The organism is Streptomyces sp. NPDC054883 (assembly GCF_053610645.1).
In genome coordinates, this window is record NZ_JBSGYT010000016.1 from 57,437 (window position 1) to 80,699 (window position 23,263).

A 23,263-nucleotide genomic window follows, 5' to 3' on the forward strand; every position below is an offset into this window, starting at 1 on the left:
CGGAACGAGAAACGGGCTGCCGTGGCGGCACCCCTGAAAATCCTGCCGAGATGGAACCGCTGAAGCCCCTGCCGTTGATCGATGTCGACGGACCGCTGAACCCCTGCGCGGCCAAGCCGCAGCTCCGCCCGGAGGGCTACACCACCCACCGGATGCGCCCGACGGGTTGGACGGAGGCCGAGAGCCGCAAGCCGCTGCGGGTGTGGCTGAACCACGGTCACGGGGCGGAGCTGCTCGCGCTGGCCGACGCGTACGAGCTGGTCTGGGCGACGACCTGGAAGGACGAGGCCAACGACTGGATCGGGCCGCGGCTGGGGCTGCCCCGGCTGCCGTTCGTCGACTGGCCGCAGATGCACGGGCGGGCGCCGCTCGGCACCTTCTGGAAGACGCAGTACGTCCTGGAGTACGCCGGCCGCCGGCCCTTCGCGTGGATCGACGACGACATCACGGCCCTGGACCGGGAGTACGTCGGCCGGCGCCACCCCGCGCGGACGCTGCTGATGCGGATAGACGGGCGGGCCGGGCTGGACCGGGCGGACTTCGACGCGCTCGCGGCCTGGGCGGCGTAGCCGACGGGAGGGCGGTCGGAGCGGGTGCTCCGACCGCCCTCCCGGGGGTGACGCGGTTACTGCTTGTGCGCGGCCCAGGCGTGCTGGATGACCAGGTCCGCCTTGAGCTCGGTCAGCTGGGTGGCCACCGCCGACGGCGCGGTGCCGCCGCGGCCGTTGCGGGAGGCGAGGGCGCCCTTGACGTTGAGGACCGAACGGACCTCCGGCGTCAGGTGCTCCGAGATCTTCGAGAACTGCTCGTCCGTGAGCCCGTCCAGCTCGATGCCGAGCGCCTCGCACTCCTTGACGCACTCGCCGGCCACCTCGTGCGCGACCCGGAACGGCACGCCCTGCTTGACCAGCCATTCCGCGATGTCCGTCGCGAGCGAGAAGCCCGCCGGGGCCAGCTCCTCCATCCGCTCGCGGTTGACCGTGAGCGTCGCCATCATGCCGGTGAAGGCGGGCAGCAGGACCTCGAGGGTGTCGCAGGAGTCGAACACCGGCTCCTTGTCCTCCTGGAGGTCGCGGTTGTACGCGAGCGGGAGCGCCTTGAGGGTGGCCAGCAGGCCGGTCAGGTTGCCGATGAGGCGGCCGGACTTGCCGCGCGCCAGCTCCGCGATGTCCGGGTTCTTCTTCTGCGGCATGATCGACGACCCGGTGGAGAAGGCGTCGTGCAGCGTCACGAAGGAGAACTCCTTCGTGTTCCAGATGATGATCTCCTCCGCGATCCGGGACAGGTTGATCCCGGTCATCGCGGTGATGAAGGCGAACTCGGCGACGAAGTCGCGGGAGGCCGTGCCGTCGATGGAGTTGCCGACCGAACCGCGCTCGAAGCCCAGGTCCGCGGCGACCGCCTCCGGGTCCAGGCCCAGCGAGGAGCCGGCCAGGGCCCCGGAGCCGTACGGGGAGACCGCGGTGCGGGTGTCCCACTGGCGCAGCCGCTCCGCGTCCCGGGACAGGGACTGCACGTGGGCCAGTACGTGGTGGGCGAACAGCACCGGCTGGGCGTGCTGGAGGTGCGTGCGGCCCGGCATGGCCACGTCGGCGTGCGCCTCGGCGAGCCCGACCAGCGCGTCCTGGAGGTCGGCGAGCAGGCCGCCGATGATCCGCGCGTGGTCGCGCAGGTACATCCGGAAGAGGGTGGCCACCTGGTCGTTGCGGGACCGGCCGGCCCGCAGCTTGCCGCCGAGGTCGGCGCCGAGCCGCTCCAGCAGGCCGCGCTCCAGGGCGGTGTGCACGTCCTCGTCGGCGATGGTGCCGGTGAAGGAGCCGTCGGCGACATCGGCTTCGAGCCGGTCCAGGCCGGCGATCATGCGGTCGAGCTCGTCGGCGGTGAGCAGGCCCGCTTTGGCGAGCACCCGCGCGTGGGCGCGGGAGCCGGCGATGTCGTACGGCGCGAGGCGCCAGTCGAAGTGGACGGACGCGGACAGCTTGGCCAGGGCCTCGGCCGGACCGTCGGCGAACCGGCCGCCCCAGAGCCGGACGTCACCGTTGTTGCTGCTCACAGCTACTGCTCCTCAAGAGTGGGGGTACGACCGGCTGCCTGTCGCGGAGGTAACGGGGAGCCGGCCTTCGTACTGCGTGGAACGACTCGGCTCAGCCGAGGTCGCGGCGCGCGGCGATCTTCGACGACAGGCCGAAGATCTCGATGAAGCCCTGGGCCTTCGACTGGTCGAAGGTGTCGCCCGAGTCGTAGGTCGCCAGGTTGAAGTCGTACAGCGACTCGTCCGACTTGCGGCCGGTGACGACGGCCCGGCCGCCGTGCAGCGTCATCCGGATGGCACCGGTGACGTGCTGGTTGGCCTCGTTGATGAAGCCGTCCAGGGCGCGCTTGAGCGGGGAGAACCACAGGCCGTCGTAGACCAGCTCGCCCCAGCGCTGCTCGACCTGCCGCTTGTAGCGGGCCAGCTCGCGTTCGACGGTGACGTTCTCCAGCTCCTGATGGGCGGTGATCAGGGCGATCGCGCCCGGAGCCTCGTACACCTCACGGGACTTGATGCCGACGAGGCGGTCCTCGACCATGTCGATCCGGCCGATGCCCTGGGCGCCCGCGCGCTGGTTGAGCTGCTGGACGGCCTGGAGCACGGTGACGGGCCTGCCGTCGATGGCGACCGGGACGCCCTCCTTGAAGGAGATGACGACCTCGTCGGCCTCGCGCGGGGTCGCCGGGTTCGCGGTGTACTCGTAGATGTCCTCGATCGGGGCGTTCCAGATGTCCTCCAGGAACCCCGTCTCGACGGCGCGCCCGAAGACGTTCTGGTCGATGGAGTACGGGGACTTCCTGGTGGTCGCGATCGGGAGGTCCTTCTGCTCGCAGAAGGCGATGGCCCTGTCGCGCGTCATGGCGTAGTCGCGGACCGGGGCGATGCACTTGAGGCCGGGGCCGAGGGCGGCGATGCCGGCCTCGAAGCGGACCTGGTCGTTGCCCTTGCCGGTGCAGCCGTGGGCGACGGTCGTCGCGCCGTGCTTCTCGGCCGCGGCGACGAGGTGCTTGACGATCGCGGGCCGGGAGAGCGCCGAGACGAGCGGGTAGCGGTCCATGTAGAGGGCGTTCGCCTTGATCGCCGGGAGGCAGTACTCGTCGGCGAACTCGTCCTTGGCGTCCGCCACCTCGGCCTCGACGGCGCCGCAGGCGAGCGCGCGCTTGCGGATGACGTCGAGGTCCTCGCCGCCCTGGCCGACGTCCACGGCGACGGCGATGACCTCGGCCCCCGTCTCCTCGGCGATCCAGCCGATGGCGACGGAGGTGTCAAGGCCGCCCGAATAGGCGAGTACGACGCGCTCGGTCACGGGTTTCTCCTCACGGTGCGATCGGCGTTAGGCATAACTATGCACTGCTCCGTATGTTTCGTCAATCAATCCCGTCTGCGCCGCGGCACGGGCGGCCGGGGCCCGGTGGGTGAGGGACCGGCCTGTCTGCGGTGTGCGGCGTGGTGGTGGACGTAGCGTCTGGGGCGTGCTGCGTACCGCTCTCCTCGCCGGCTCGCTGGTGGCCGCCTGCCTGCTGCCCCACCGCCCGGAGCCGTTGCCCGCCCGCCTCGCCGACACCGGCGGGGGCAGTCAGCTCGTCGTCGCCGTCGCGCCCTCGGCGGACTCCACCGCCGGGTGGCTGTCCTGGTGGGACCGGCGCGCGGGCCGGTGGTACGAGGAGGGGCGGGCGCCCGCGCGGTTCGGGGCGAACGGGCTGGCCGAGGGCGCCAGCCGGGTCCAGGGGACGAACACCACCCCGGCCGGGCTGTACGACCTCCCGTACGCCTTCGGTCTCGCGCACGCCCCGGTGGGAACGGAGTACCCCTACCGCCGGGTGTCGGACCGCTCCTGGTGGTGCCAGGACAACGCCTCGGGCAGCTACAACCGCTGGGTGGAGCCGCTGCCGGCCGACTGCGCACCCGGCGAGGCGGAACACCTGGCCGGGTACGGGCAGCAGTACGCGCACGCCCTGGTCATCGGCTTCAACTACGACCGGCCGGTACGCGGCCGCGGCGCGGGCATCTTCCTGCACGTCAACGGCAAGGGCGCGACGGCCGGTTGCGTGTCCGTCCCGGAACGGGCCATGCGGGCGGTCCTGCGCTGGGCGAACCCGCGCAGGCACCCGCACATCGTGGTCGGCACGGAGGCCGGGCCGCTGGCCCTGACGCGCTACTAGGGTCAGCCTTCCTTCTGCGCCAGCCGCAGCAGGTGGTCCGCGAGGGCCTGGCCGCCCGCCGGGTCCCGGCTGATCAGCATCAGGGTGTCGTCGCCGGCGATGGTGCCGAGGATCGACCGGAGTTCCGCCTGGTCGATCGCCGAGGCCAGGAACTGGGCCGCGCCCGGCGGGGTGCGCAGGACCACGAGGTTCGCGGAGGCCTCCGCCGAGATCAGCAGCTCCCCGGAAAGGCGCCGCATGCGCTCCTCCTTCGCCGACTCGCCCAGCGGGGCCTGCGGGGTGCGGAAGCCGCCCTCGCTGGGAACCGCGTAGATCAGCTCGCCACCCGTGTTGCGGATCTTCACCGCGCCCAGCTCGTCGAGGTCGCGGGAGAGCGTCGCCTGGGTGACGCTCAGCCCGTCGTCGGCGAGCAGTTTGGCCAGCTGGCTCTGCGAGCGGACCGGCTGCCGGTTGAGGATGTCCACGATCCGGCGGTGGCGGGCGGTGCGCGTCTGCGGGACGGACGGGCCGCCCCCGGACTCCGTCTGGGGGGAACCCCAGGGCTCTTGTTCCTGCGCCTGACTCATCGTCGTCTCATTCCCCGGTTCGTCCGTCCCCGTTGGCCTCGTCGGACGCGGCCTGGGCCGCGTCGAGCACGCCGGGCAGCGCCCGGACGAACGCGTCCGCCTCGGCCTCGGTCAGTACGAACGGCGGCATGAGCCGTACGACGTCGGGGGCGGGCGCGTTGACCAGGAAGCCGGCGTCCTGAGCCGCCTGCTGCACCAGCGGTGCGAGCGGCCCGGTCAGCACGATACCCAGCAAAAGGCCTGCCCCACGGACATGGGAGACCAGCTCGTGCCCGGTGCCCTCGATTCCGGAGCGCAGCCGCTCCCCCCGCGCCTTGACCCGCTCCAGCAGTCCGTCGGCGGCGATGGTGTCGATCACGGCGAGTCCGGCTGCGCAGGCGACCGGGTTGCCGCCGAAAGTGGTGCCGTGCTGTCCGGGCCGGAGCAGGTCGGCGGCCGGGCCGAAGGCGGCGACCGCGCCGATCGGCAGCCCGCCGCCCAGCCCCTTCGCGAGCGTGACCAGGTCGGGCTCCACGCCCTCGTGGGCCTGGTGCTCGAACCACTGGCCGCAGCGCCCGATGCCGGTCTGCACCTCGTCGAGGACGAGCAGGGTCCCGGTGGCCCGGGTGATCGCGCGGGCGGCCGTCAGGTAGCCGGCCGGGGGTACGACGACGCCGTTCTCGCCCTGGATCGGCTCGATCACCACGAGCGCGGTCTCCTCGGTGACGGCGGCCCGCAGGGCCTCCACGTCGCCGTAGGGGACGTGGGTGACGTCGCCGGGCAGCGGCAGGAACGGGTCCTGCTTCTTGGGCTGGCCGGTGAGCGCGAGCGCACCCATGGTCCGCCCGTGGAAGCCGCCGTCGGCGGCCACCATGTGGCTGCGCCCGGTCAGCCGGCCGATCTTGAACGCGGCCTCGACGGCCTCGGCGCCGGAGTTGCAGAAGAAAACGCGGCCGGGGCGGCCGAAGAGCTGGAGCAGCCGCTCGCCGAGCGCGAGCACCGGTTCGGAGGCGTACAGGTTGGAGACGTGGCCGAGGGTGGAGACCTGCTCAGTCACCGCCGCGACGACCGCCGGGTGCGCGTGTCCGAGGGCGTTGACGGCGATCCCGCCGACGAAATCGGTGTACTGCTTGCCGTCCGCGTCCCAGACCTGTGCGCCTTCGCCGCGTACGAGGGCCAGTGCCGGGGTGCCGTAGTTGTCGGTCAGCGCTCCCCGCCAGCGGGCCGCGTAGTGCTCGTTGCCGGTCGTGCCGGTCATTCGGGTTCCCCTCCCTGTGCGTCGGGCACGACCATGGTGCCGATGCCCTCGTCCGTGAAGATCTCCAGCAGGATCGAGTGCGGGACCCGCCCGTCGATCACGCGCGCGGTGCTCACCCCGCCGCGGACGGCGTGCAGGCAGCCCTCCATCTTGGGCACCATGCCGCTCGACAGCTCGGGCAGCAGCTTCTCCAGCTGGCTCACCGTCAGCCGGCTGATGACCTCGTCGCTGTCGGGCCAGTCCGCGTACAGGCCCTCGACGTCGGTGAGGACCATCAGCGTCTCGGCACCGAGCGCCGCGGCGAGCGCGGCGGCCGCCGTGTCGGCGTTGACGTTGTACACGTGGTGGTCGTCGGCGCTGCGCGCGATGGAGGAGATGACCGGGATCCGGCCGTCCGCCAGCAGGGCCTCGATCGCGCCGGTGTCGATGGCGGTGATCTCGCCGACCCGCCCGATGTCGACGCGTTCGCCGTCGATCTGCGGGCTGTGCTTGGTGGCGGTGATGGTGTGGGCGTCCTCGCCGGTCATGCCGACGGCGAGCGGCCCGTGCTGGTTGAGCAGCCCCACCAGCTCGCGCTGGACCTGACCCGCCAGCACCATCCGTACGACGTCCATCGCCTCGGGCGTGGTGACGCGCAGGCCCGCCTTGAACTCGCTGACCAGGCCCTGTTTGTCGAGCTGGGCGTTGATCTGGGGGCCACCGCCGTGCACCACGACGGGCTTCAGGCCGGCCTGGCGCAGGAAGACGACGTCCTGCGCGAAGGCCGCCTTCAGGTCCTCGTCGATCATGGCGTTGCCGCCGAACTTGATGACGACGACCTTGCCGTTGTGCCGGGTGAGCCAGGGCAGCGCCTCGATGAGGATCTGCGCCTTGGGCAGCGCGGTGTGCTTGCGCGCGGTTCCGGCGCCGGGCTGTCCGGCCTTGTCGCCGCTCATGAGCTGTACGCGCTGTTCTCGTGGACGTACTCGGCGGTCAGGTCGTTGGCCCAGATGACCGCGGCATCGGAACCGGTGGCCAGGTCGGCGGTGATGCGGACCTCGCGGTCCTTCATCGAGACCAGGTCGCGGTCCTCGCCGACGCTGCCGTTCCTGCAGACCCAGACGCCGTTGATGGCGACGTTCAGCCGGTCGGGGTCGAAGGAGGCCTTCGTGGTGCCGATCGCGGAGAGCACCCGGCCCCAGTTGGGGTCCTCGCCGTGGATGGCGCACTTGAGGAGGTTGTTGCGGGCGATGGACCGGCCGACCTCGACCGCGTCGTCCTCGTTCGCCGCGCCGATGACCTCGATGCGGATGTCCTTGCTCGCGCCTTCGGCGTCGCCGATCAGCTGGCGGGCGAGGTCGTCGCACACGGTCCGTACGGCCTCCGCGAACTCCGCGTACGCGGGCACCTGGCCGGAGGCCCCGGAGGCCAGCAGCAGCACCGTGTCGTTGGTGGACATGCAGCCGTCGGAGTCGACCCGGTCGAAGGTGGTGCGGGTGGCGGCGCGCAGCGCCTTGTCGAGGGTGGCGCTGTCCAGGTCGGCATCGGTGGTGAGGACGACGAGCATGGTGGCGAGGCCCGGGGCGAGCATGCCCGCGCCCTTGGCCATGCCGCCGACCGTCCAGCCGCCGTCCCCGGCGGTGACGACGGCCGTCTTGTGGACGGTGTCGGTGGTCTTGATGGCGATGGCGGCGGCCTCGCCGCCGTCGGCGGAGAGGGCGGCCGCCGCCGTGTCGACGCCCGGGAGCAGCTTGTCCATGGGGAGCAGGACGCCGATCAGCCCGGTGGAGGCGACGGCGACCTCGCCGGCGTTGTGCTCCCCGCCGAGTACGCGGGCCACGCGTTCGGCGGTGGCGTGGGTGTCCTGGAAGCCCTTGGGGCCGGTGCAGGCGTTGGCGCCACCGGAGTTGAGGACCACCGCGCTGACGGCGCCGCCGCGCAGGACCTGCTCGGACCAGTGGACGGGCGCGGCCTTGACGCGGTTGGAGGTGAAGACGCCCGCGGCGGCCAGACGCGGCCCGTTGTTGACCACGAGGGCCAGGTCCGGGTTGCCGTTCGCCTTGATTCCCGCGGCGATGCCCGCCGCGGTGAACCCCTGTGCTGCCGTGACGCTCACTGCATCTCCTTGTTCGTGGTGGCTGCGGGGGCGTCGCTCACGGAGCGACTCCGACCGCGGTGAGCCCGAGCTGCTCGGGCAGCCCGAGGGCGATGTTCATGCTCTGCACCGCGCCGCCGGCGGTGCCCTTGGTGAGGTTGTCGATGGCGCTGATCGCGATGATCCGCTGGGCGGAGGCGTCGTACGCGACCTGGATCTGCGCGGCGTTGGAGCCTAGGACGGACTGGGTGGCCGGCCACTGCCCCTCGGGGAGGAGGTGGACGAAGGGCTCGTCGGCGTACGCCTTCTCGTACGCGGCGCGCACCGCGTCGGCGGTGGTGCCGGGGAGGGCCTTCGCGGAGCAGGTGGCGAGGATCCCCCGGGCCATGGGCACCAGGGTCGGGGTGAAGGAGACCGATACCCGCTCTCCCGCGAGCGGGCTCAGGTTCTGCACCATCTCGGGGGTGTGCCGGTGGCCGCCGCCCACCCCGTACGGGCTGACGGAGCCCATGACCTCGGAGCCCAGCAGGTGCGGCTTGAGCGCCTTGCCGGCGCCGGAGGTGCCGGTGGCGGCGACGATCACCGCTTCGGGCTCGGCGAGGCCGGCCGCGTACGCCGGGAAGAGGGCGAGGGAGACGGCGGTCGGGAAGCAGCCGGGGACCGCGATGCGCTTGGCCCCCTCCAGGGCGGCGCGGGCGCCGGGGAGTTCGGGGAGTCCGTACGGCCAGGTGCCGGCGTGCGGCGCCCCGTAGAAGGCGTCCCAGTCGGCGGAGTCCTTGAGCCGGTGGTCGGCGCCCATGTCGACGACGAGCACGTCGTCGCCGAGCTGCGCGGCGACGGCCGCGGACTGGCCGTGCGGCAGCGCGAGGAACACGACATCGTGCCCCGCCAGTACCGCGGGCGTGGTCGCCTCCAGCGTCCGGCCGGCGAGGGGCACGAGGTGCGGCTGGAGCGCGCCGAGGAGCTGCCCGGCGTTGGTGTTGCCGGTCAGCGCGCCGATCTCCACCTCGGGGTGCGCGAGGAGCAGGCGCAGCACTTCCCCGCCCGCGTACCCGCTCGCTCCGGCCACCGCCACACGTACCACCATCGGACCTCCTCCTCGATGGCATGACTATACGGTTCTCCGCACTTTTATGCAAAGCCCTTATGCGCCTCCGCCACCGGCCCGGGGAGCGGTTCAGGGCCCCGGGGGCGGGGCGGCGGGGTTGTGGAGCGGGGGCCGGGACCAGGGGGCGTCGGCGTCGCCGGGCCGTGGTCGCAGGCCCAGCTCGCGCAGCTGGTTGACCGCTGTCATGGCGGTGAACATCGCATTCGGATTGGCTCCGCCGACGCCGAGTTCGGCGCCGGCCCGTGCGTAACGGGCGGTGAACGCGCCGGGCCGGACCTGCCCGCTCCCGCCCGTCAGCCCGAGCGCCGCCTCTTGCAGGGCGGTGGCCTGCGCCAGCAGCCCGTCCAGGAAGGACACCGCCTCGGGGCCACGGCGCACGGTGAAGGTGTGCCCGTCGGTGAGGAGCGCGGCTTCGCCCTCCTCGAAGAGGGCGGCGACGGCACCCAGGGTGGTCTGGATCTTGAGCTGGTCGGCGTCGGCCATCGCCCCGCAGGCCCCGTTGCCCTCGTCGGACAGGTGGAGGACGCCGCAGTCGTCCAGGTGCACGATGACGTGCCCGGCACAGTGCCCCTGGCTGCGCAGCACGCGGACCGCGCCGTCGGCGAAGGCCCAGCCGGTGAACCGCTGCGAGCCGATCCGGATCCGCTCCAGCGGTCGCTCCTCGTACGTCCGGGTGGTCGCGCCGAAGGGCCGCAACGGCTGGAAGAGCGACACCAGCCGGTCGGCGAGCAGGGCGGGCGGGGGCAGTGGCGCCAGTCCGGCGATCCGGTCGAAGGACGGCACCCAGTACGAGAGGGGGTCGCACATCTGGGCGACGTCGGGAGCGGGTACGTAGTGCTCGACCGGTACGCCCAGCTCGTCGGCCAGGTCGTTGTTGGCGACGTGGTCGACATGGCCGTGCGTGGTCAGCACCAGCGCCCGCGACCACGGCCCGACCCTGTCGGCCGCCTCCCGCAGGGCGGTGCGGAAGGCCGCCGTGGCACCGGTGTCGACGAGCACCAAGGTGGTGTCGGCCCGGTGGACGAGGGCGTTGGCGACGTCCGGCCGGCCGTGCTCGACGTCCAGCTCCTGACCTAGGACCAGCACGGTGCGGTCGTCGATCCGGATCAGGTCACCGAGCGCGGTCATGAACCCTCCCGCGATCATGGGAGATCCCGCTGACAGCCCTTGCGGACGAGCGTACGCCGCACCGGGCGCGGTGTCCCGCTCACCCCTTGCGGGCGCGGAAAGCGGCGGCCTTGGTGCGGTTCTGGCAGGCGGTGGAGCAGAACTGCCGTCCCGCGTTGCGGGAGGTGTCGACGTACACGCGGTCGCAGCGGACGGCCCGGCACACGCCGAGCCGCCCCGCCGGGCCGCCGCGCGACGATCCCCTCCCGGCTGGCCGGCGGCCGGCTCGCGGCCCGGTACGAGCCGCCGAGCCAGGCGATGACCGCCGACGCCGTCGGGCCCGTCGAGCGGGTGCGCGCCTACACTCCTGCTGGCCGCCGCCCTCGCCGCCGGCGGCACCGGCGCCGGACTGATCGCGGCGGCCCTGGGGCGGTGGGACCTGCGCCGGCTGTTCGTCGCCGACGCGCTCACCAGCCTGGTCTGTGCCCTGGTCCTGCACCTCGCGCTGCCCGCCGACCGCCCCCGCGCGGCCGCCCGGACCGCCGCCCGCGAAGAGCCGGTCCGGCCGTGGCGGGACGGGGCGCTGTGCTCGCCCACGCCGGGGTCACCGCCCTGTGGGCCGGCACGGCGGTCTTCTGTCTCGTCCTCGCCGCCGCCCAACTCCTCGTCGTCGGACCGCTCGTCGGCCGCGCGACGCGGCCCCGCCGCGCCCAGGCCCCGGCCGCCGTACGGGCCGGGTCGGGCCTGCCCGGCTGACTGCGGGGGCGCCGAGATGCAGCGCACCCCGTTCGGACGCACACTGGGCATGGCCACCGCCGGTGCGGCCGGCCGAGCCAGGCGGAGTTCCTTCGGGTTCCCATGGGGAGGCTCTCGTGCTCTTCGCAGCCCTGTGCGTACCTGTTCTGATGATGCTGTTCCTGATCGGGATGGGCGCCTTCGAGGACCTCGTCTCCCGGCCGGCGCCCGACCCCGTCGAGGTGGCCGCCGACCAGACCCCCGAGGCGTGAGTCTCAGCCCAGCGGGTGGCGGACCCAGACGTTCGGTTCGACGTAGACCGCGTGGTCGTGGTCCGGTTCGCAGTGCACGGGGACCAGTGCCCCGGGCACGCGCACCGGTCCCGGCACGTCGAACGGCAGGCCCGTCCACTCCCGCCACTGCGCCGTCGAGCCGCTGATCGTCATGGACAGCGGGGCCACCGAGTCGATGACGGCCCCCGCCCGCACGTGGACCCGTAGCCACGGGTCGTACGGCAGCCCGTCCGCCCGGGTCCGGAACGCGTACTCCCCCATCGGGGTGTCCGGTTCGGCCGGCTTCCCGGTCGGCCGTACGGGCGCCACCACCTCCGCGAACCCGTGCGCCCGGGCGTTGTCCCGCATGGCGGCGAGCATCCGCCCGGACAGGCCTTGGCCCTGCCGGCCGGGGGCGACCGTGATCTCGACGGCGCTGACCGTGTCGGGCTCCACCGCGCCCCGCCGGTCGGCGAAGGCCCACATCAGGACCTGGTCCCAGCCCCGCGCGGGGAGCGCCCCGCCGCGGCCCTCCGAGTGCAGCGCGAAGGGCACGCTGAACGCCCGGGCGACCACCTCGTCGCCGTCCGTGGCGATGAACACGTAGTCCGCCAGCTCCGCCGCCATCCACGGGTACAGCAGCGAGGAGACGGGATCGTGGGCGGCGAACGCGGGCCAGGGGTTCGCCATGTCCCACAGCCGGTCGGTGAGTTCGGGCCGCCGCGCGAGCGTGGTGATCAGGATGCCGGTCATCCCACGGAGGCTAGATCGCGGGCCGGGCCGCCTCAACCGGTTTGCCGCGCCCGCGTTCAGGGCCGTCGGCCCAGGCCGTCCCGGAGCCGCCTGACCGCCTCGGTCAGTTCCGCCGCCGCGGCGACCCCGGCGAAGCTGAGCCGGACGTACGGACCCGGCGGCTCCGCGCAGAAGTAGGGCCGGCCCGGGGCGACCGCCACACCGGCCCGCAGCGCGGCCGCCACGAAGGCGGCGTCGTCGTCGCCCTCCCCCGGCCGGACCCACAACTGGTAGCCCCCGCGCGGCAGGTGGGGCAGCTCCAGGGCGGCCAGCTCACGGCGCAGCGCTCCCGCGAGCACGTCCCGGCGGTGGCGCAGCTCGGCGGCGACGGCCCGCAGGTGCCGCGGCCAGGCGGGGGCGCCGACCAGTTCGAGGGCGGCCTCCTGGAGCGGCCGGGGCACGAAGAAGCTGTCCACGACCTGGATGGCGCGCAGCCGGTCCAGCACCGGGCCCCGGGCCGCCAGCGCACCCACCCGCATGCTGGGCGAGGTCACCTTGGTCAGGGACCGGACGTGGACCACCACCCCGTCCTCGTCCTCGGCGGCGAGCGTCGCGGGCAGCGGTCCGGCGTCCTCGTGGGCCAGCGCCCGGGCGTAGTCGTCCTCGACCACGAAGGCCCCGGCGGCCCGCGCGATCCGCAGCACCGCGCCGCGCCGCGCCGCCGACAGCACCGCGCCGGTGGGGTTCTGGAACAGCGGCTGGCATACGAAGACCCGCGCGCCCGTCGCTTCGAAGGCGGCGGCCAGCAGCTCCGGCCGGACCCCCTCGGAGTCGACCGGGACCGGCACGGGCCGGCACCCCGAGGCGCGGGCGATCGCGAGCAGACCGGGATAGGTCGGCGATTCCACCAGGATGGGGGCCCCGGGCGGCGCCAGCGCCCGCAGCGCGGTGGTCAGCGCGCTCTGCCCGCCCGCGGTGATCAGGACGTCGGCGGCGGTGAGGGCGCGGGCCGCGCCGCCGATGTCCCGGGCGAACCAGTCGCGCAACTCGGGCAGACCCTCCACCGGTGTCCGCCCCCAGGCCCCGGGGCGGCGTCCGGCCCGGGCCAGGGCCGCGGCCATGGCCCGCTCGGGCTGGAGCGAAGGGTGCAGGTAGCCGCTGTGCAGCTCGATCACCCCGGGCGGCGGCGCCGCCAGCGTCACCAGTACCCCGGAGGCGTCGACGGAACGCGGTACGACGTCCCCGGCGCCCTCGGCGGTGAGGGCGACCTCCTGCCACGAGGTGTCCCCGGGCGCGGGGGCCGACGTACGGGGCGGCGCGCGGAACACCCCGGCGCCCGGCCGGGTGACCACGAGCCCTTCCGCGGCGAGCTGGGCGAGGGCCCGGGAGACGGTGACGGGGCTGACCCGGTAGCGCTCCACCAGGGCCCGACTCGACGGCAGCTTCCCACCCACCGAGTAGCGGTTGAGCTCCGCTCGCAGGGATTCTGCCAAGGACGCCACACTGCTACGCTCGTACATGACTGCACAGAATAGCGCTACTCTCTCCTCCCCGATAGCGGTCCGGGGGGCGGCGCGGAGCGGCACCGCGCTGGCCGCGCTCGGCGTCACCACCTTCTCCCTGACCTTCCCCGGCACCGCGTGGGGCCTTGAGAGCTTCGGCCCCTGGTCGCTCGTCGCCCTGCGCGGCGTCCTCGCCGCCGTGGTGGCCGGCGGCTTCCTGCTCGCCCTCCGCGTACCGCTTCCGGCGCGGGAGCACTGGGCGGGGCTGCTGGTCGTCGCGGCCGGGGTCGTCGTCGGCTTCCCACTGCTGACCACCCTCGCGCTCCAGACCTCCACCACCTCGCACGCCGCCGTGGTGGTGGGGCTGCTGCCGCTGACCACGGCGGTGGTGTCCTCGCTGCGCACCGGCGCCCGGCCCTCGGGCCGCTTCTGGGCCGCGGCCGTCACCGGGGCGGTGGTCGTCCTCGGCTTCACCCTCGGGCAGAGCGGCGGTTCCCTCTCGGCCGGCGACCTGTACCTGTTCGGCGCGCTGCTGGTGTGCGCGGCCGGTTACACGGAGGGCGGGCGGCTGGCGCGGGTCCTGCCCGGCTGGCAGGTGATCGGCTGGGCCCTGGTGCTGTGCCTGCCCATCGGGCTGGCCGGCTCGGTGGCCGGGCTCGCGTACGAGCCCGTGCACCTGAACTGGCACGGCGTCGCCGGGCTGGTCTGGGTGGCGGCCGGGTCGTCCTTCTTCGGCCTGTACGTCTGGTACCGGGGCATGGCGGAGATCGGCGCGGTCCGGGCCAGCCAGCTCCAGCTCGCCCAGCCGCTGCTGACACTGGTCTGGTCGGTCGCCCTGCTGGGCGAACGGCTGTCCCCGGCCGCGCCGGTGGCCGCCTGCGCGGTCCTGGTCTGCATCGCCGTGACCCAACGGGCCAAATAGGCCTTTGTCGGCCTAAACTGCTAGCACGGATCGGACCGCCACCGAGGAGGTCAGCTATGCGCGCGACCGAGGGCGACCAACTGGTGCAGCACGGCAGGATCGTGGGCCAGCACGACAAGGTCGGAGAGATCACGCAGGTGCTGGGAGAGAACGGCACCCCTCCCTACCGGGTCCGCTTCCAGGACGGGCACGAGGCCGTGATGTCCCCGGGCCCCGACTGCGTGGTGAAGCACCCGCCCGAATCCCCCCAGTGACTCCTCCTCTCCCGCCGCCCGCGCACGGCCGCAGCCGCCGTCAGCGCGGTGGCACCGGCGTCGGGTAGTGATCGGCGACCACCCGGGCCATTGCCCCGTTGGGGTCCGCGACCACCTGCTTCGCCGAGAAGTAGACGTGGCCGCGGACCTCGGGGTGGTCCTTGGCGAAGCGCACGTGCCGCGACAGCTCCGCCGGGTCCCGCCACGCCTCGGTCGGGCTGTCGGCGTCGCAGCGGTACAGCGCCTCCCCCACGTACAGGCTCACTCCCGTCCCGGCGACCGTACGGGCCCACCAGGGGACGATCTCGGCGTAGTCGGCGGTCGGGTGGCCGAGCTGCCAGTAGGCCTGCGGCACGATGTAGTCGATCCAGCCCTCCTTGACCCACTTGCGGGTGTCCGCGTACAGGTCGTCGTACGTGCCGACGCCCGCGCGGGTGCGTGAGCCCCGCGGGTCCACGTCGTCGTTGCGCCACACGGCGAACGGGCTGACGCCGAAGCGGGCCGCCGGCCGGATCCGGCGCAGCCGCTCGGACATCTCCCGCACGAGGGCGTCCGTGTTGTCCCGGCGCCAGTCCGCCCGGGAGTCGAACCCGCCGCCGAACTCCTCGAACGCCTCGTCGTCGTCGAAGTCCTCGCCCTCGACGGGGTACGGGTAGAAGTAGTCGTCCCAGTGCACCCCGTCCACCGGATAGCGGGCCACGGCGTCGGCCATGGCGTCCTGCACGAACCGCCGCACCTGCGGCAGCCCGGGGTTGTAGTACAGCTTCCCGCCGTACGGGACCACCCACTCGGGGTTGCGGCGGGCCGGGTGGGTCGCGGCGAGCCGGCCGGGGTCGGTGTGGTTGGCCACCCGGTACGGGTTGAACCAGGCGTGCAGCTCCAGCCCGCGCTCGTGCGCGGCGGCGACCGCCGTACCCAGCGGGTCCCAGCCGGGGTCGCCACCCTGGACCCCGGTCAGCCACTGCGACCAGGGCTCCAGCGGCGAGGGCCACAGGGCGTCCGCCGCCGGCCGGACCTGGAGGACCACGGCGTTCAGCCGGCGCTCCACGGCGGTGTCCAGCAGGCTCAGCAGCTCGGCGCGCTGCCGGTCTGCGGACAGCCCGGCCTTCGAAGGCCAGTCGACGTTCTCCACGGAGGCGATCCACATGCCGCGGAACTCGGCGGTGGCGGCCCGCCGGCGCTCGCCCGCGGCCCCCCGTGCGGCCCCTGCGGCCCGCGCGGGGCCCGCCGCGGCCCCGGCGGCCAGCAGGCCCGCCGCTCCGGCCAGCAGCCTGCGTCGTCCGATGTGCGCCATGTGACCACTCCGTTCCGCTCTGTGACATCGCTCGCGTTCGCCCAGCATGCCCGCCCCGGGCCGCCACCGGGGGGAAGGTCGGGGGTAACGTCGTGGGGCGTGGCGGGCGCCGGACAGCAGTTACCACTGCCGAGCACGGGGGACCCGCCGACGGATGAGCAGCGAAAGGCACGAAGTGACTGACCTCCCTTCCGACATCACTCGAGTCGGCGTAGTGGGCTGTGGCCAGATGGGCGCGGGCATCGCCGAGGTGTGCGCCCGCAGTGGCCTTGAGGTCAAGGTCGCCGAGACCACGGGCGAGGCCCTGGAGATCGGACGTACCCGGCTGTACAACTCCCTGACCAAGGCCGCCGAACGCGGCAAGATCAGCGAGGAGGAGCGGGACGCCACCCTGGCCCGCCTCACGTTCACCACCGACCTCGGCGAGTTCGCCGACCGCGACCTCGTCATCGAGGCCGTCGTCGAGAACGAGCAGGTCAAGACGGAGATCTTCCAGGTCCTGGACCAGGTGGTCACCCGTCCGGACGCGATCTTGGCGTCCAACACCTCCTCGATCCCGCTGGTCAAGCTGGCCGTCTCGACCTCGCGGCCCGACCAGGTGATCGGCATCCACTTCTTCAACCCGGCACCCGTCCAGCAGCTGGTGGAGCTGATCCCCGCGCTGACCACGGGCGAGGAGACCATCAAGCGGTCCGAGGCCCTGGTGCGGGACGTGCTCGGCAAGCACGCGATCCGCGCCCAGGACCGGTCCGGCTTCGTGGTCAACGCGCTGCTCATCCCGTACCTGCTGTCGGCGATCCGGATGTTCGAGTCCGGCATCGCCAGCCGGGAGGACATCGACAACGGCATGGAGCTGGGCTGCGCGCACCCGATGGGCCCGCTGAAGCTGGCGGACCTGATCGGCCTGGACACCGTCGCCTCGGTCGCCGACAGCATGTACGCCGAGTTCAAGGAGCCGCTGTACGCCGCTCCCCCGCTGCTCCAGCGGATGGTCGACGCCGGCCGCCTCGGCCGCAAGACGGGTTCCGGCTTCTACCCGTACGGCTGAGCCCGACGGCTCAGCCCAGGCGCAGGTGGCGCAGCAGGAGCAGGCCGGCCGCCGTGTTGGCGGCCGGTACCTCGCCCCGGGCGATCATGTCCGGGACCTGTTTGAGCGGCACCCAGGCCCGGCGCGAGGATTCGAAGTCGTCCTCGGGGTGGCCGGTGTAGGTGGCCCCGTCCGCCCAGTAGAGGTGGTGGCGGGCGTCGGTCAGCCCGTTGGAGGGCTCGACCGTCATCAGGTGGCGCAGCGGGCCGGGCCGCCAGCCCGATTCCTCCTCCATCTCGCGGGCGGCCGCGGCCGCGACGTCCTCGCCGTCCTCGACCACCCCGGCCGGCAGCTCCCAGCCCCAGCTGCCGGTGATGAAGCGGTGGCGCCACAGCAGCAGCACCTCGTTGGCGTCGTTGACGGCCGTGGCCGCGGCGACGGGCCGCAGCCGGATCACGAAATGGTCCAGGTGCCGTCCGTCGGGGAGTTCCACATCGGCGAGGTTCACATCGAACCAGCGGTTCTTGTACACGGTCTGCTCACTCAGGTTCGTCCACTGCACGGCTTTGCCACCTTTCTTCGAACGGGTGGCAACATGGCAGCAGTTGCGGACGTCACAGGGGAACGCGCAGCGCCCCGTCGATGAGCCGGGTGGTCTCCTCGGCGCCGGCACAGCCGCTGGTCAGCAGCTGTTCCCGGACCGCGCGCAACCGGTCGCGCAACCGCAGCGACTCCATCCCCCGGGCCCGCTCCGCCATTTCGGCCGCGGCCGCCACGGCCCGGTCCGCCTCCCCCTGGCGCAGCTGGATCTCGCACAGCATGGCCAGCCGGTGGACCCGGCCGCGGTCGTGCGCCGGGGTTCCGGCGGCGGCCGCCGCCTGTTCGTGCGCGGCCGCCAGATCGCCGAGGCTGAGCAGCGCCTCGGCCACCTGTACGTTGACCAGCCCCGGCTGTACGTACCCGGTCTCGGCCGGCTCCGCGCCAGGACGGATCCGCTCGGCGGCCGCCTCCGCGCGCCGGATGCAGGCCGACGCGGCGGCCCCGTCCCCGAGTCGGGCGTAGGCCTTGGCCTGCATCGCGTACAGATCGGCGGCCAGGGCCGGGGTGGTGTGCCGGCCCGCGGCCCGCAGCGCGGCCTCGGCGAAGGCGACGGCCTGCCGGTACTCCCGCAGGTGCAGCGACTGGTTGACGAGCAGTGCGATGACGTACGCGCCGAGCCCGCGGTCGCCGCTGGCCTTCGCGAGCCGCAGCGCCTGGTGGAAGTACCGCTGGGCGAGGCCGTGGGCGTCCGAGTCGTACGCGCAGATCCCCGCCACCGCCACCAGGGACCCCGTCGCCCGGTGCAACTGCCGCCCGAGGGCGTCGGGGTAACTCCCGCGCAGCATGGGGGCGGTCTCGCTGCCGAGGAAGCGCACGATGCGGGCCCGGGTGGCGAGGCCGCCCGAGCGGCGGTACATCAGCTCGTAGTGGGCGCGGGCGGCGGTCAGTGTCTCGATGTGCTCCGGCCCGATGGGGTGGGATCCCTCGCGGGACACGTCGCAGTCCTCGGGCGGGTTCTCCCACTCCCAGACCGGGATCACGGCGGGCGTTCCGGTGAGCGCCTCCACGGCCGTCGGCCGGGACCGCCCCTGCTCGTCGGCCCGCCAGAGCGCGGCGGCGCGGTCGACGAAGCCGCTGAGCGGGGTCGGGTGCGCCGCGGGCTGCCCCGGCGGGCCGAGCCCGGCGTCGTCCAGCGAGACGGGCCGCCGCAGCCGCCCGCCGAGCACCTCGCAGATCAGCTCCGGCACCTGGCCGCGCGGCCGCTGCCCCCTCAACCAGCGGGAGACGGCGGTGTGTTCGTAGCGCAGCGCGAGTCCGCGGGACCGGCCGGCCTGGTTGACGTGCGCGGCGAGGCCGGCGTGGGACATTCCCGCCTCGGCGAGGAGGGCGTCGAGCAGGGCGTTGGGCTGCATGGGGCCCCTCCAAGGGCTTGTCCCGTTCAGGCTAGTGGGTGCGGGGTTCACACGGGGTGTGAACCGAGTACGCGCATAAATGCGATACGCACCCTGCCGCGGGGGTGCCCGGGAGCGCTTCACTTAAGGGCCTCGCCAAGAGGCCGCTCGGGTCGTCGGCTCCCCCTCGTACAGTGCGACGACCCGGCACCGCGCCGCCCGTCCTGTTGTCTGCCCGACACTCCACGGCAGGCGGGCGGCGCGCCGCGGTTCCGCCGCAGCCCGGTTGGTCGCCGGGCCCGGCCGGAACCGGGGCGACCGCGCACCGGGCCCTCCCACCGGGACCCGGTGCGCCGTCCCGTCCGCGGGTCATTTCAGCCCCGCCGGCGTTTGGGGCGCGGGGTGCGGGGCGGAGCCCCGCAGGCCCGGGCGCAGCCCGGGGGCGCTCGTGCGGCGGCGCGGCCGAACGGCCCGGCAATGGGTGAGGGGCGCACCCGGATCACCGGATGCGCCCCTCGCCGAAGCCCGCGGCAGCGTCACGCGCCGCGCAGCACCGCCCCCGTACGCTCAGCGGCCAGCGCAACGGCCGCGTCGCGGGCCGCCGTCGACTCCTCCGCCGTCAGCGTCCGGTCGGCCGCGCGGAAGCGCAGCGCGTAGGCCAGGGACTTCTTGCCCGCCCCGACCTGCTCGCCGGTGAACACGTCGAACAGCCGCAGCGATTCCAGCAGTTCGCCCGCGCCCTGGCGCAGCGCGTCCTCCACCGCCGAAGCCGGCACGGAGGCGTCCACGATCAGCGCGACGTCCTGGGTCGCCACCGGGAAGGTGGAGATCCGCGGCGCCTGCACGGCCTCGCCACCGGCCGCCGCGAGGCGGTCCAGGTCGAGTTCCATGGCGCTGGTGCGCGCCGGCAGGCCCATCGCCTTGACCACCCGTGGGTGCAGCTCACCGGCGTGGCCGATGACCGTCTCCACCCCGTCCAGGGTGACGGCCAGCTCCGCGCACCGGCCCGGGTGCCACGGGCCGTACTGACCCTGCCGCACCACCAGCTCCGCACCGGCCTCCACGGCCAGCGAGCGCGCCGCCTGGACGGCGTCCGCCCAGTCCGCCGGTCGGCCCTTGCCCCACCAGCCGGCCTGCTCGCGCGCCCCGGCCAGCACGACCGCGGCGTACCGCGGCTGCTCCGGGAGGGCGGCGTTCAGCGTGGCGATCTCCTCGTCCGTGGGTCGCCGGTCGACGGGCAGCCGTACGGCGACGCCCGGCCGCCCGGCGGCCCGGAAGACGGAGCCGGTCTCGAAGAGCGCGAGGTCGTGGCTGCCCCGGCTGTCGTTGCGGCGCAGCGCGCCCAACAGGCCCGGCAGCAGCGTCGTGCGCAGCGCCGGCTCCTCGTCGGAGATCGGGTTGACCAGCTTGACGACCTGCCGGGCCGCGTCGTGCGCGGGCAGCTGGAGCTGGTCGAAGACGCCCTCGCCGAGGAACGGGTAGCTGAGCGCCTCGACGTAGCCCGCGCCGGCCAGCGCCCGGCCGACCCGGCGGTGCAGCTGCTGCCGGGCGGTCAGGCCGCGGCCGGAGGGCACCTGAGGCAGGGTGGACGGGAGATTCCCGTAGCCCTCCAGCCGGATGACCTCTTCGGCGAGGTCGTTGGGCTCGGCGAGGTCGGGCCGCCACGACGGGACGGTGACGACGAGCTCGTCCTGCCCGTACACGTCGCAGCCGATCTCCTGGAGGCGGCGCACGACGGTCTCGCGGCCGTACTCCATGCCCGCCACCCGGTCCGGGTGGTCCGCGCGCATCGCGATGGTGCGCGGGGCGCCCGGAGCGGTGAGCTCGGTGACGCCGGCCTCGGCGGTGCCGCCCGCGAGCAGCACGAGCAGGTCGACGGTCCGCTGCGCGGCCGCGGCGGCGGCCTGCGGGTCGACGCCGCGCTCGAAGCGCTTGGACGCCTCGGAGGACAGCTTGAGGCGGCGGGCGGTGCGCGAGACCGACACGGAGTCGAAGTGCGCGGCTTCGATGACGACGTCCGTGGTGCCGGTGACCTGGCCGGTCTCCGGGTCGGTCACGGAGTCGGCGATCTCGGTGTTGGCGCCGCCCATGACGCCCGCGAGCCCGATCGGCCCGCTGTTGTCGGTGATCACCAGGTCCTCGGCGTCGAGGGTGCGCTTGACCCCGTCGAGGGTGGTGAACGTCTCGCCCTGCTCGGCACGGCGGACGCCGATGGCGCCGTCCAGGCGCGAGCGGTCGTACGCGTGCAGCGGCTGGCCGAGCTCCAGCATCACGTAGTTGGTGATGTCGACGGCGAGCGAGATCGGGCGCATGCCCGCCTTCTGCAGGCGGCGCGTGAGCCAGATCGGGGAGCGCGCCTCCGGGTCGACACCGGTCACCGTGCGGGCGGTGAAGCGGTCGCAGCCGGCCGGGTCGTCGATCTTGACGAGGTAGCCGTACGAGTTCGGCGCGGGCACGTCCAGCAGCGCCGGGTCGCGCAGCGGCAGGCCGTAGGCGGTGGCGGCCTCGCGGGCCACCCCGCGCATCGACATGCAGTAGCCGCGGTCGGGGGTGATGTCGATGTCGAGGACCTCGTCGACGAGCTGGAGCAGCTCGATCGCGTCGGTACCGACCTCGTGCTCCGGCGGCAGCACGATGATGCCGTGCGTGCCGTCGTCGCCCATGCCCAGCTCCTCGCCGGAGCAGATCATGCCGTGCGAGGTCTTGCCGTACGTCTTGCGCGAGGCGATCGCGAAGTCGCCGGGCAGCACCGCGCCGGGCAGCACCACGACGACCTTGTCGCCGACGGAGAAGTTCCGGGCGCCGCAGACGATCTCCTGCGGCTCTCCGGTGCCGTTGGCCCGGCCGACGTCGACCGTGCAGAAGCGGATGGGCTTGCGGAAGCCCTCCAGCTCCTCGATGGTCAGCACCCGGCCGACGACGAGGGGGCCCTTGAGCCCGGCGCCGAGCTGCTCGACGGTCTCGACCTCGAGGCCGGCGTCGACCAGCTTGGCCGCGACGTCGCGGCCGGTTTCACCCGCGGGGAGGTCGACGTACTCCCGCAGCCAAGAAAGCGGGACCCGCATCAGATCTCCATCCCGAACGGCCGGGTGAAACGGACGTCACCCTCGACCATGTCTCGCATGTCTTCGACGTTGTGGCGGAACATCAGCATCCGTTCGATGCCGAACCCGAAGGCGAACCCGCTGTACTTCTCGGGGTCCACACCGCAGGCGATGAGCACCTTGGGATTGACCATGCCGCAGCCGCCCAGCTCGATCCAGCCTTCGCTGGAGCAGGTACGGCACGGGCGGTCGGGGTTGCCCACCGACTCGCCGCGGCACACGTAGCACTGCATGTCCATCTCGGCGGACGGCTCGGTGAACGGGAAGAAGTGCGGGCGCAGCCGCGTGGTGGTGCCCTCGCCGAACAGCTCCTGGACCATGTGGTCCATGGTGCCCTTGAGGTCCGCCATGGTCAGGCCCTCGTCCACGGCGAGCAGCTCGACCTGGTGGAAGACCGGGGTGTGCGTCGCGTCGAGCTCGTCGGTGCGGTAGACCCGGCCCGGGCAGACGATGTAGACGGGCGGCTTGCGCTCCAGCAGCGAGCGCGCCTGCACCGGGGAGGTGTGGGTGCGCAGCACGACGCCGGACTCGTCGCCCTCGGTGCCTTCCGGCCCCCGGACGAAGAAGGTGTCCTGCATCTGGCGTGCCGGGTGGTCGGGCGTGAAGTTGAGGGCGTCGAAGTTGAACCACTCCGCCTCGACCTCGGGGCCCTCCGCGACCTCGTACCCCATGGCCACGAAGATGTCCGCGATGCGGTCCATCAGGGTGGTCAGAGGGTGCCGGGCGCCGGCCGGGACGCGGTCGTGGGGCAGCGTGACGTCCACGGCCTCCTCGACCAGCACCCGCTCGTCGCGCTCGGCCTCGAGCTCGACGGTGCGGGCCCCGAAGGCCTTGTTCACGGCGCCGCGGGCCTGGCCGACGCGCTTGCCGGCCTCGGCCTTGGCCTGGGGCGGCAGGGCGCCGATCTCGCGGTTGGCGAGCGCCAACGGCGAGCGGTCGCCCATGTGCGCGGTCTTCGCCTCACGGAGTTCGTCGAGGTCGCCGGCGGCCGCGAAGGCGGCGAGCGCCTCGTCCCGCATGCGCTCGATCTCTTCCGGTTTCAGTGCCTCGACCTCGACAGGGTCGTACGACTTGTTCGGTGCCGACATCTCTTCCCGTACTTCCGATGGCTGGCTGGTGGTCCCCGTACGACTCGATCTGCACAAGGACACAAAGGTGCCAAAGCACGAGTCTAAAGGTCGCCGGGGGTGAAGGGGCCCGTGGG

General features: G+C 73.3%; 23 protein-coding genes. 7 read left to right on the plus strand and 16 right to left on the minus strand.

Features of this window, described 5'->3' with window-relative positions; genetic code table 11:
* Positions 1–59 precede the first annotated feature (59 nt).
* Positions 60–569 (plus strand): hypothetical protein, encoded by a 510-nt coding sequence (locus ACWGH1_RS14800; protein WP_453408710.1) that lies wholly within the window; start codon positions 60–62, stop codon positions 567–569.
* Positions 570–625: 56 nt separating this feature from the next.
* Here the strand turns inward: ACWGH1_RS14800 and argH are convergent, their stop codons facing one another.
* Together argH and ACWGH1_RS14810 are read right to left on the minus strand one after the other, a co-directional pair.
* A complete protein-coding gene (gene argH, locus ACWGH1_RS14805) occupies positions 626–2,053 on the minus strand; it encodes an argininosuccinate lyase (protein ID WP_453356010.1) in 1,428 nt (475 codons plus the stop codon).
* Positions 2,054–2,144: 91 nt separating this feature from the next.
* Positions 2,145–3,338, minus strand: coding sequence for an argininosuccinate synthase (locus tag ACWGH1_RS14810; RefSeq protein ID WP_453356009.1), 1,194 nt, complete (start codon positions 3,336–3,338; stop codon positions 2,145–2,147).
* A 166-nt stretch (positions 3,339–3,504) separates the two neighbouring features.
* On the opposite strand from ACWGH1_RS14810, the gene ACWGH1_RS14815 reads away from it, so the two are divergent.
* The gene (locus tag ACWGH1_RS14815) at positions 3,505–4,194 is read left to right on the plus strand and encodes a L,D-transpeptidase family protein (protein ID WP_453356008.1); all 690 of its coding nucleotides are present in this window, start codon (positions 3,505–3,507) and stop codon (positions 4,192–4,194) included.
* A 2-nt stretch (positions 4,195–4,196) separates the two neighbouring features.
* On the opposite strand, the gene ACWGH1_RS14820 is transcribed toward ACWGH1_RS14815, so the two are convergent.
* The 7 genes from ACWGH1_RS14820 to ACWGH1_RS14850 all read right to left on the minus strand — a co-directional run bounded on the left by ACWGH1_RS14820 (position 4,197) and on the right by ACWGH1_RS14850 (position 10,785).
* Positions 4,197–4,760: an arginine repressor gene (locus ACWGH1_RS14820; RefSeq protein ID WP_453356007.1), complete on the minus strand. Its 564-nt coding sequence runs from the start codon at positions 4,758–4,760 to the stop codon at positions 4,197–4,199.
* Between the two features lie 7 nt (positions 4,761–4,767).
* Positions 4,768–5,997, minus strand: coding sequence for an acetylornithine transaminase (locus ACWGH1_RS14825; protein WP_453408694.1), 1,230 nt, complete (start codon positions 5,995–5,997; stop codon positions 4,768–4,770).
* Positions 5,994–6,932 (minus strand): acetylglutamate kinase, encoded by a 939-nt coding sequence (argB, locus tag ACWGH1_RS14830; protein ID WP_453357501.1) that lies wholly within the window; start codon positions 6,930–6,932, stop codon positions 5,994–5,996. The genes ACWGH1_RS14825 and argB overlap by 4 nt, the downstream gene beginning before the upstream one ends.
* Positions 6,929–8,092, minus strand: a complete 1,164-nt coding sequence (gene argJ / locus ACWGH1_RS14835; protein WP_453408695.1) for a bifunctional glutamate N-acetyltransferase/amino-acid acetyltransferase ArgJ — start codon at positions 8,090–8,092, stop codon at positions 6,929–6,931. Before argJ ends, argB begins: the two co-directional genes overlap by 4 nt.
* A gap of 37 nt (positions 8,093–8,129) precedes the next feature.
* Entirely contained in the window at positions 8,130–9,158 is a 1,029-nt protein-coding gene (gene argC / locus ACWGH1_RS14840; RefSeq protein ID WP_453354543.1) for an N-acetyl-gamma-glutamyl-phosphate reductase, read from the minus strand.
* Positions 9,159–9,248: 90 nt separating this feature from the next.
* The gene (locus tag ACWGH1_RS14845; RefSeq protein ID WP_453354544.1) at positions 9,249–10,307 is read right to left on the minus strand and encodes an MBL fold metallo-hydrolase; all 1,059 of its coding nucleotides are present in this window, start codon (positions 10,305–10,307) and stop codon (positions 9,249–9,251) included.
* A gap of 79 nt (positions 10,308–10,386) precedes the next feature.
* The gene (locus ACWGH1_RS14850; protein ID WP_453354545.1) at positions 10,387–10,785 is read right to left on the minus strand and encodes a CGNR zinc finger domain-containing protein; all 399 of its coding nucleotides are present in this window, start codon (positions 10,783–10,785) and stop codon (positions 10,387–10,389) included.
* An 86-nt stretch (positions 10,786–10,871) separates the two neighbouring features.
* Between ACWGH1_RS14850 and ACWGH1_RS14855 the strand changes: the two genes are divergently transcribed.
* A complete protein-coding gene (locus ACWGH1_RS14855) occupies positions 10,872–11,042 on the plus strand; it encodes a hypothetical protein (protein ID WP_453354546.1) in 171 nt (56 codons plus the stop codon).
* 116 nt (positions 11,043–11,158) lie between these two features.
* Positions 11,159–11,293, plus strand: a complete 135-nt coding sequence (locus ACWGH1_RS14860) for a hypothetical protein (protein ID WP_453354547.1) — start codon at positions 11,159–11,161, stop codon at positions 11,291–11,293.
* Between the two features lie 3 nt (positions 11,294–11,296).
* On the opposite strand, the gene ACWGH1_RS14865 is transcribed toward ACWGH1_RS14860, so the two are convergent.
* A complete protein-coding gene (locus ACWGH1_RS14865; protein WP_453354548.1) occupies positions 11,297–12,046 on the minus strand; it encodes an N-acetyltransferase in 750 nt (249 codons plus the stop codon).
* A 56-nt stretch (positions 12,047–12,102) separates the two neighbouring features.
* A complete protein-coding gene (locus ACWGH1_RS14870) occupies positions 12,103–13,545 on the minus strand; it encodes an aminotransferase-like domain-containing protein (RefSeq protein ID WP_453354549.1) in 1,443 nt (480 codons plus the stop codon).
* Between ACWGH1_RS14870 and ACWGH1_RS14875 the strand changes: the two genes are divergently transcribed.
* Together ACWGH1_RS14875 and ACWGH1_RS14880 are read left to right on the plus strand one after the other, a co-directional pair.
* Positions 13,544–14,449, plus strand: coding sequence for a DMT family transporter (locus ACWGH1_RS14875; RefSeq protein ID WP_453354550.1), 906 nt, complete (start codon positions 13,544–13,546; stop codon positions 14,447–14,449). The two genes, ACWGH1_RS14870 and ACWGH1_RS14875, sit on opposite strands and share 2 nt — an antisense overlap.
* Before the next feature lie 56 nt (positions 14,450–14,505).
* The gene (locus tag ACWGH1_RS14880; RefSeq protein WP_453354551.1) at positions 14,506–14,703 is read left to right on the plus strand and encodes a DUF1918 domain-containing protein; all 198 of its coding nucleotides are present in this window, start codon (positions 14,506–14,508) and stop codon (positions 14,701–14,703) included.
* Positions 14,704–14,743: 40 nt separating this feature from the next.
* Here ACWGH1_RS14880 and ACWGH1_RS14885 read toward each other — a convergent pair whose 3' ends face one another.
* Positions 14,744–15,997, minus strand: a complete 1,254-nt coding sequence (locus tag ACWGH1_RS14885; protein ID WP_453408696.1) for a glycoside hydrolase family 10 protein — start codon at positions 15,995–15,997, stop codon at positions 14,744–14,746.
* 154 nt (positions 15,998–16,151) lie between these two features.
* Between ACWGH1_RS14885 and ACWGH1_RS14890 the strand changes: the two genes are divergently transcribed.
* Positions 16,152–17,045, plus strand: a complete 894-nt coding sequence (locus ACWGH1_RS14890) for a 3-hydroxybutyryl-CoA dehydrogenase (protein WP_453408697.1) — start codon at positions 16,152–16,154, stop codon at positions 17,043–17,045.
* Between the two features lie 10 nt (positions 17,046–17,055).
* On the opposite strand, the gene ACWGH1_RS14895 is transcribed toward ACWGH1_RS14890, so the two are convergent.
* From ACWGH1_RS14895 to pheS, 4 genes are all read right to left on the minus strand, one after another.
* Positions 17,056–17,586, minus strand: a complete 531-nt coding sequence (locus ACWGH1_RS14895; protein WP_453408698.1) for an NUDIX hydrolase — start codon at positions 17,584–17,586, stop codon at positions 17,056–17,058.
* 52 nt (positions 17,587–17,638) lie between these two features.
* Positions 17,639–18,976 (minus strand): transcriptional regulator, encoded by a 1,338-nt coding sequence (locus ACWGH1_RS14900; protein ID WP_453408699.1) that lies wholly within the window; start codon positions 18,974–18,976, stop codon positions 17,639–17,641.
* Between the two features lie 515 nt (positions 18,977–19,491).
* Positions 19,492–22,020: a phenylalanine--tRNA ligase subunit beta gene (gene pheT, locus ACWGH1_RS14905; protein ID WP_453408700.1), complete on the minus strand. Its 2,529-nt coding sequence runs from the start codon at positions 22,018–22,020 to the stop codon at positions 19,492–19,494.
* Positions 22,020–23,147: a phenylalanine--tRNA ligase subunit alpha gene (gene pheS, locus ACWGH1_RS14910; protein ID WP_453356012.1), complete on the minus strand. Its 1,128-nt coding sequence runs from the start codon at positions 23,145–23,147 to the stop codon at positions 22,020–22,022. Before pheS ends, pheT begins: the two co-directional genes overlap by 1 nt.
* Positions 23,148–23,263: the final 116 nt, after the last annotated feature.

What these genes read in the sequence shown, in the direction of transcription:
- ACWGH1_RS14820 (WP_453356007.1), bottom strand. Translation starts at nt 4,760, where the DNA reads ATGAGTCAGGCGCAGGAACAAGAGCCCTGGGGTTCCCCCCAGACGGAG.
- ACWGH1_RS14825 (WP_453408694.1), bottom strand. Translation starts at nt 5,997, where the DNA reads ATGACCGGCACGACCGGCAACGAGCACTACGCGGCCCGCTGGCGGGGA.
- argB (WP_453357501.1), bottom strand. Translation starts at nt 6,932, where the DNA reads ATGAGCGGCGACAAGGCCGGACAGCCCGGCGCCGGAACCGCGCGCAAG.
- argC (WP_453354543.1), bottom strand. Translation starts at nt 9,158, where the DNA reads ATGGTGGTACGTGTGGCGGTGGCCGGAGCGAGCGGGTACGCGGGCGGG.
- ACWGH1_RS14845 (WP_453354544.1), bottom strand. Translation starts at nt 10,307, where the DNA reads ATGACCGCGCTCGGTGACCTGATCCGGATCGACGACCGCACCGTGCTG.
- ACWGH1_RS14865 (WP_453354548.1), bottom strand. Translation starts at nt 12,046, where the DNA reads ATGACCGGCATCCTGATCACCACGCTCGCGCGGCGGCCCGAACTCACC.
- ACWGH1_RS14875 (WP_453354550.1), top strand. Translation starts at nt 13,544, where the DNA reads ATGACTGCACAGAATAGCGCTACTCTCTCCTCCCCGATAGCGGTCCGG.
- ACWGH1_RS14870 (WP_453354549.1), bottom strand. Translation starts at nt 13,545, where the DNA reads ATGTACGAGCGTAGCAGTGTGGCGTCCTTGGCAGAATCCCTGCGAGCG.
- ACWGH1_RS14880 (WP_453354551.1), top strand. Translation starts at nt 14,506, where the DNA reads ATGCGCGCGACCGAGGGCGACCAACTGGTGCAGCACGGCAGGATCGTG.
- ACWGH1_RS14885 (WP_453408696.1), bottom strand. Translation starts at nt 15,997, where the DNA reads ATGGCGCACATCGGACGACGCAGGCTGCTGGCCGGAGCGGCGGGCCTG.
- ACWGH1_RS14890 (WP_453408697.1), top strand. Translation starts at nt 16,152, where the DNA reads ATGAGCAGCGAAAGGCACGAAGTGACTGACCTCCCTTCCGACATCACT.
- ACWGH1_RS14900 (WP_453408699.1), bottom strand. Translation starts at nt 18,976, where the DNA reads ATGCAGCCCAACGCCCTGCTCGACGCCCTCCTCGCCGAGGCGGGAATG.
- pheT (WP_453408700.1), bottom strand. Translation starts at nt 22,020, where the DNA reads ATGCGGGTCCCGCTTTCTTGGCTGCGGGAGTACGTCGACCTCCCCGCG.
- pheS (WP_453356012.1), bottom strand. Translation starts at nt 23,147, where the DNA reads ATGTCGGCACCGAACAAGTCGTACGACCCTGTCGAGGTCGAGGCACTG.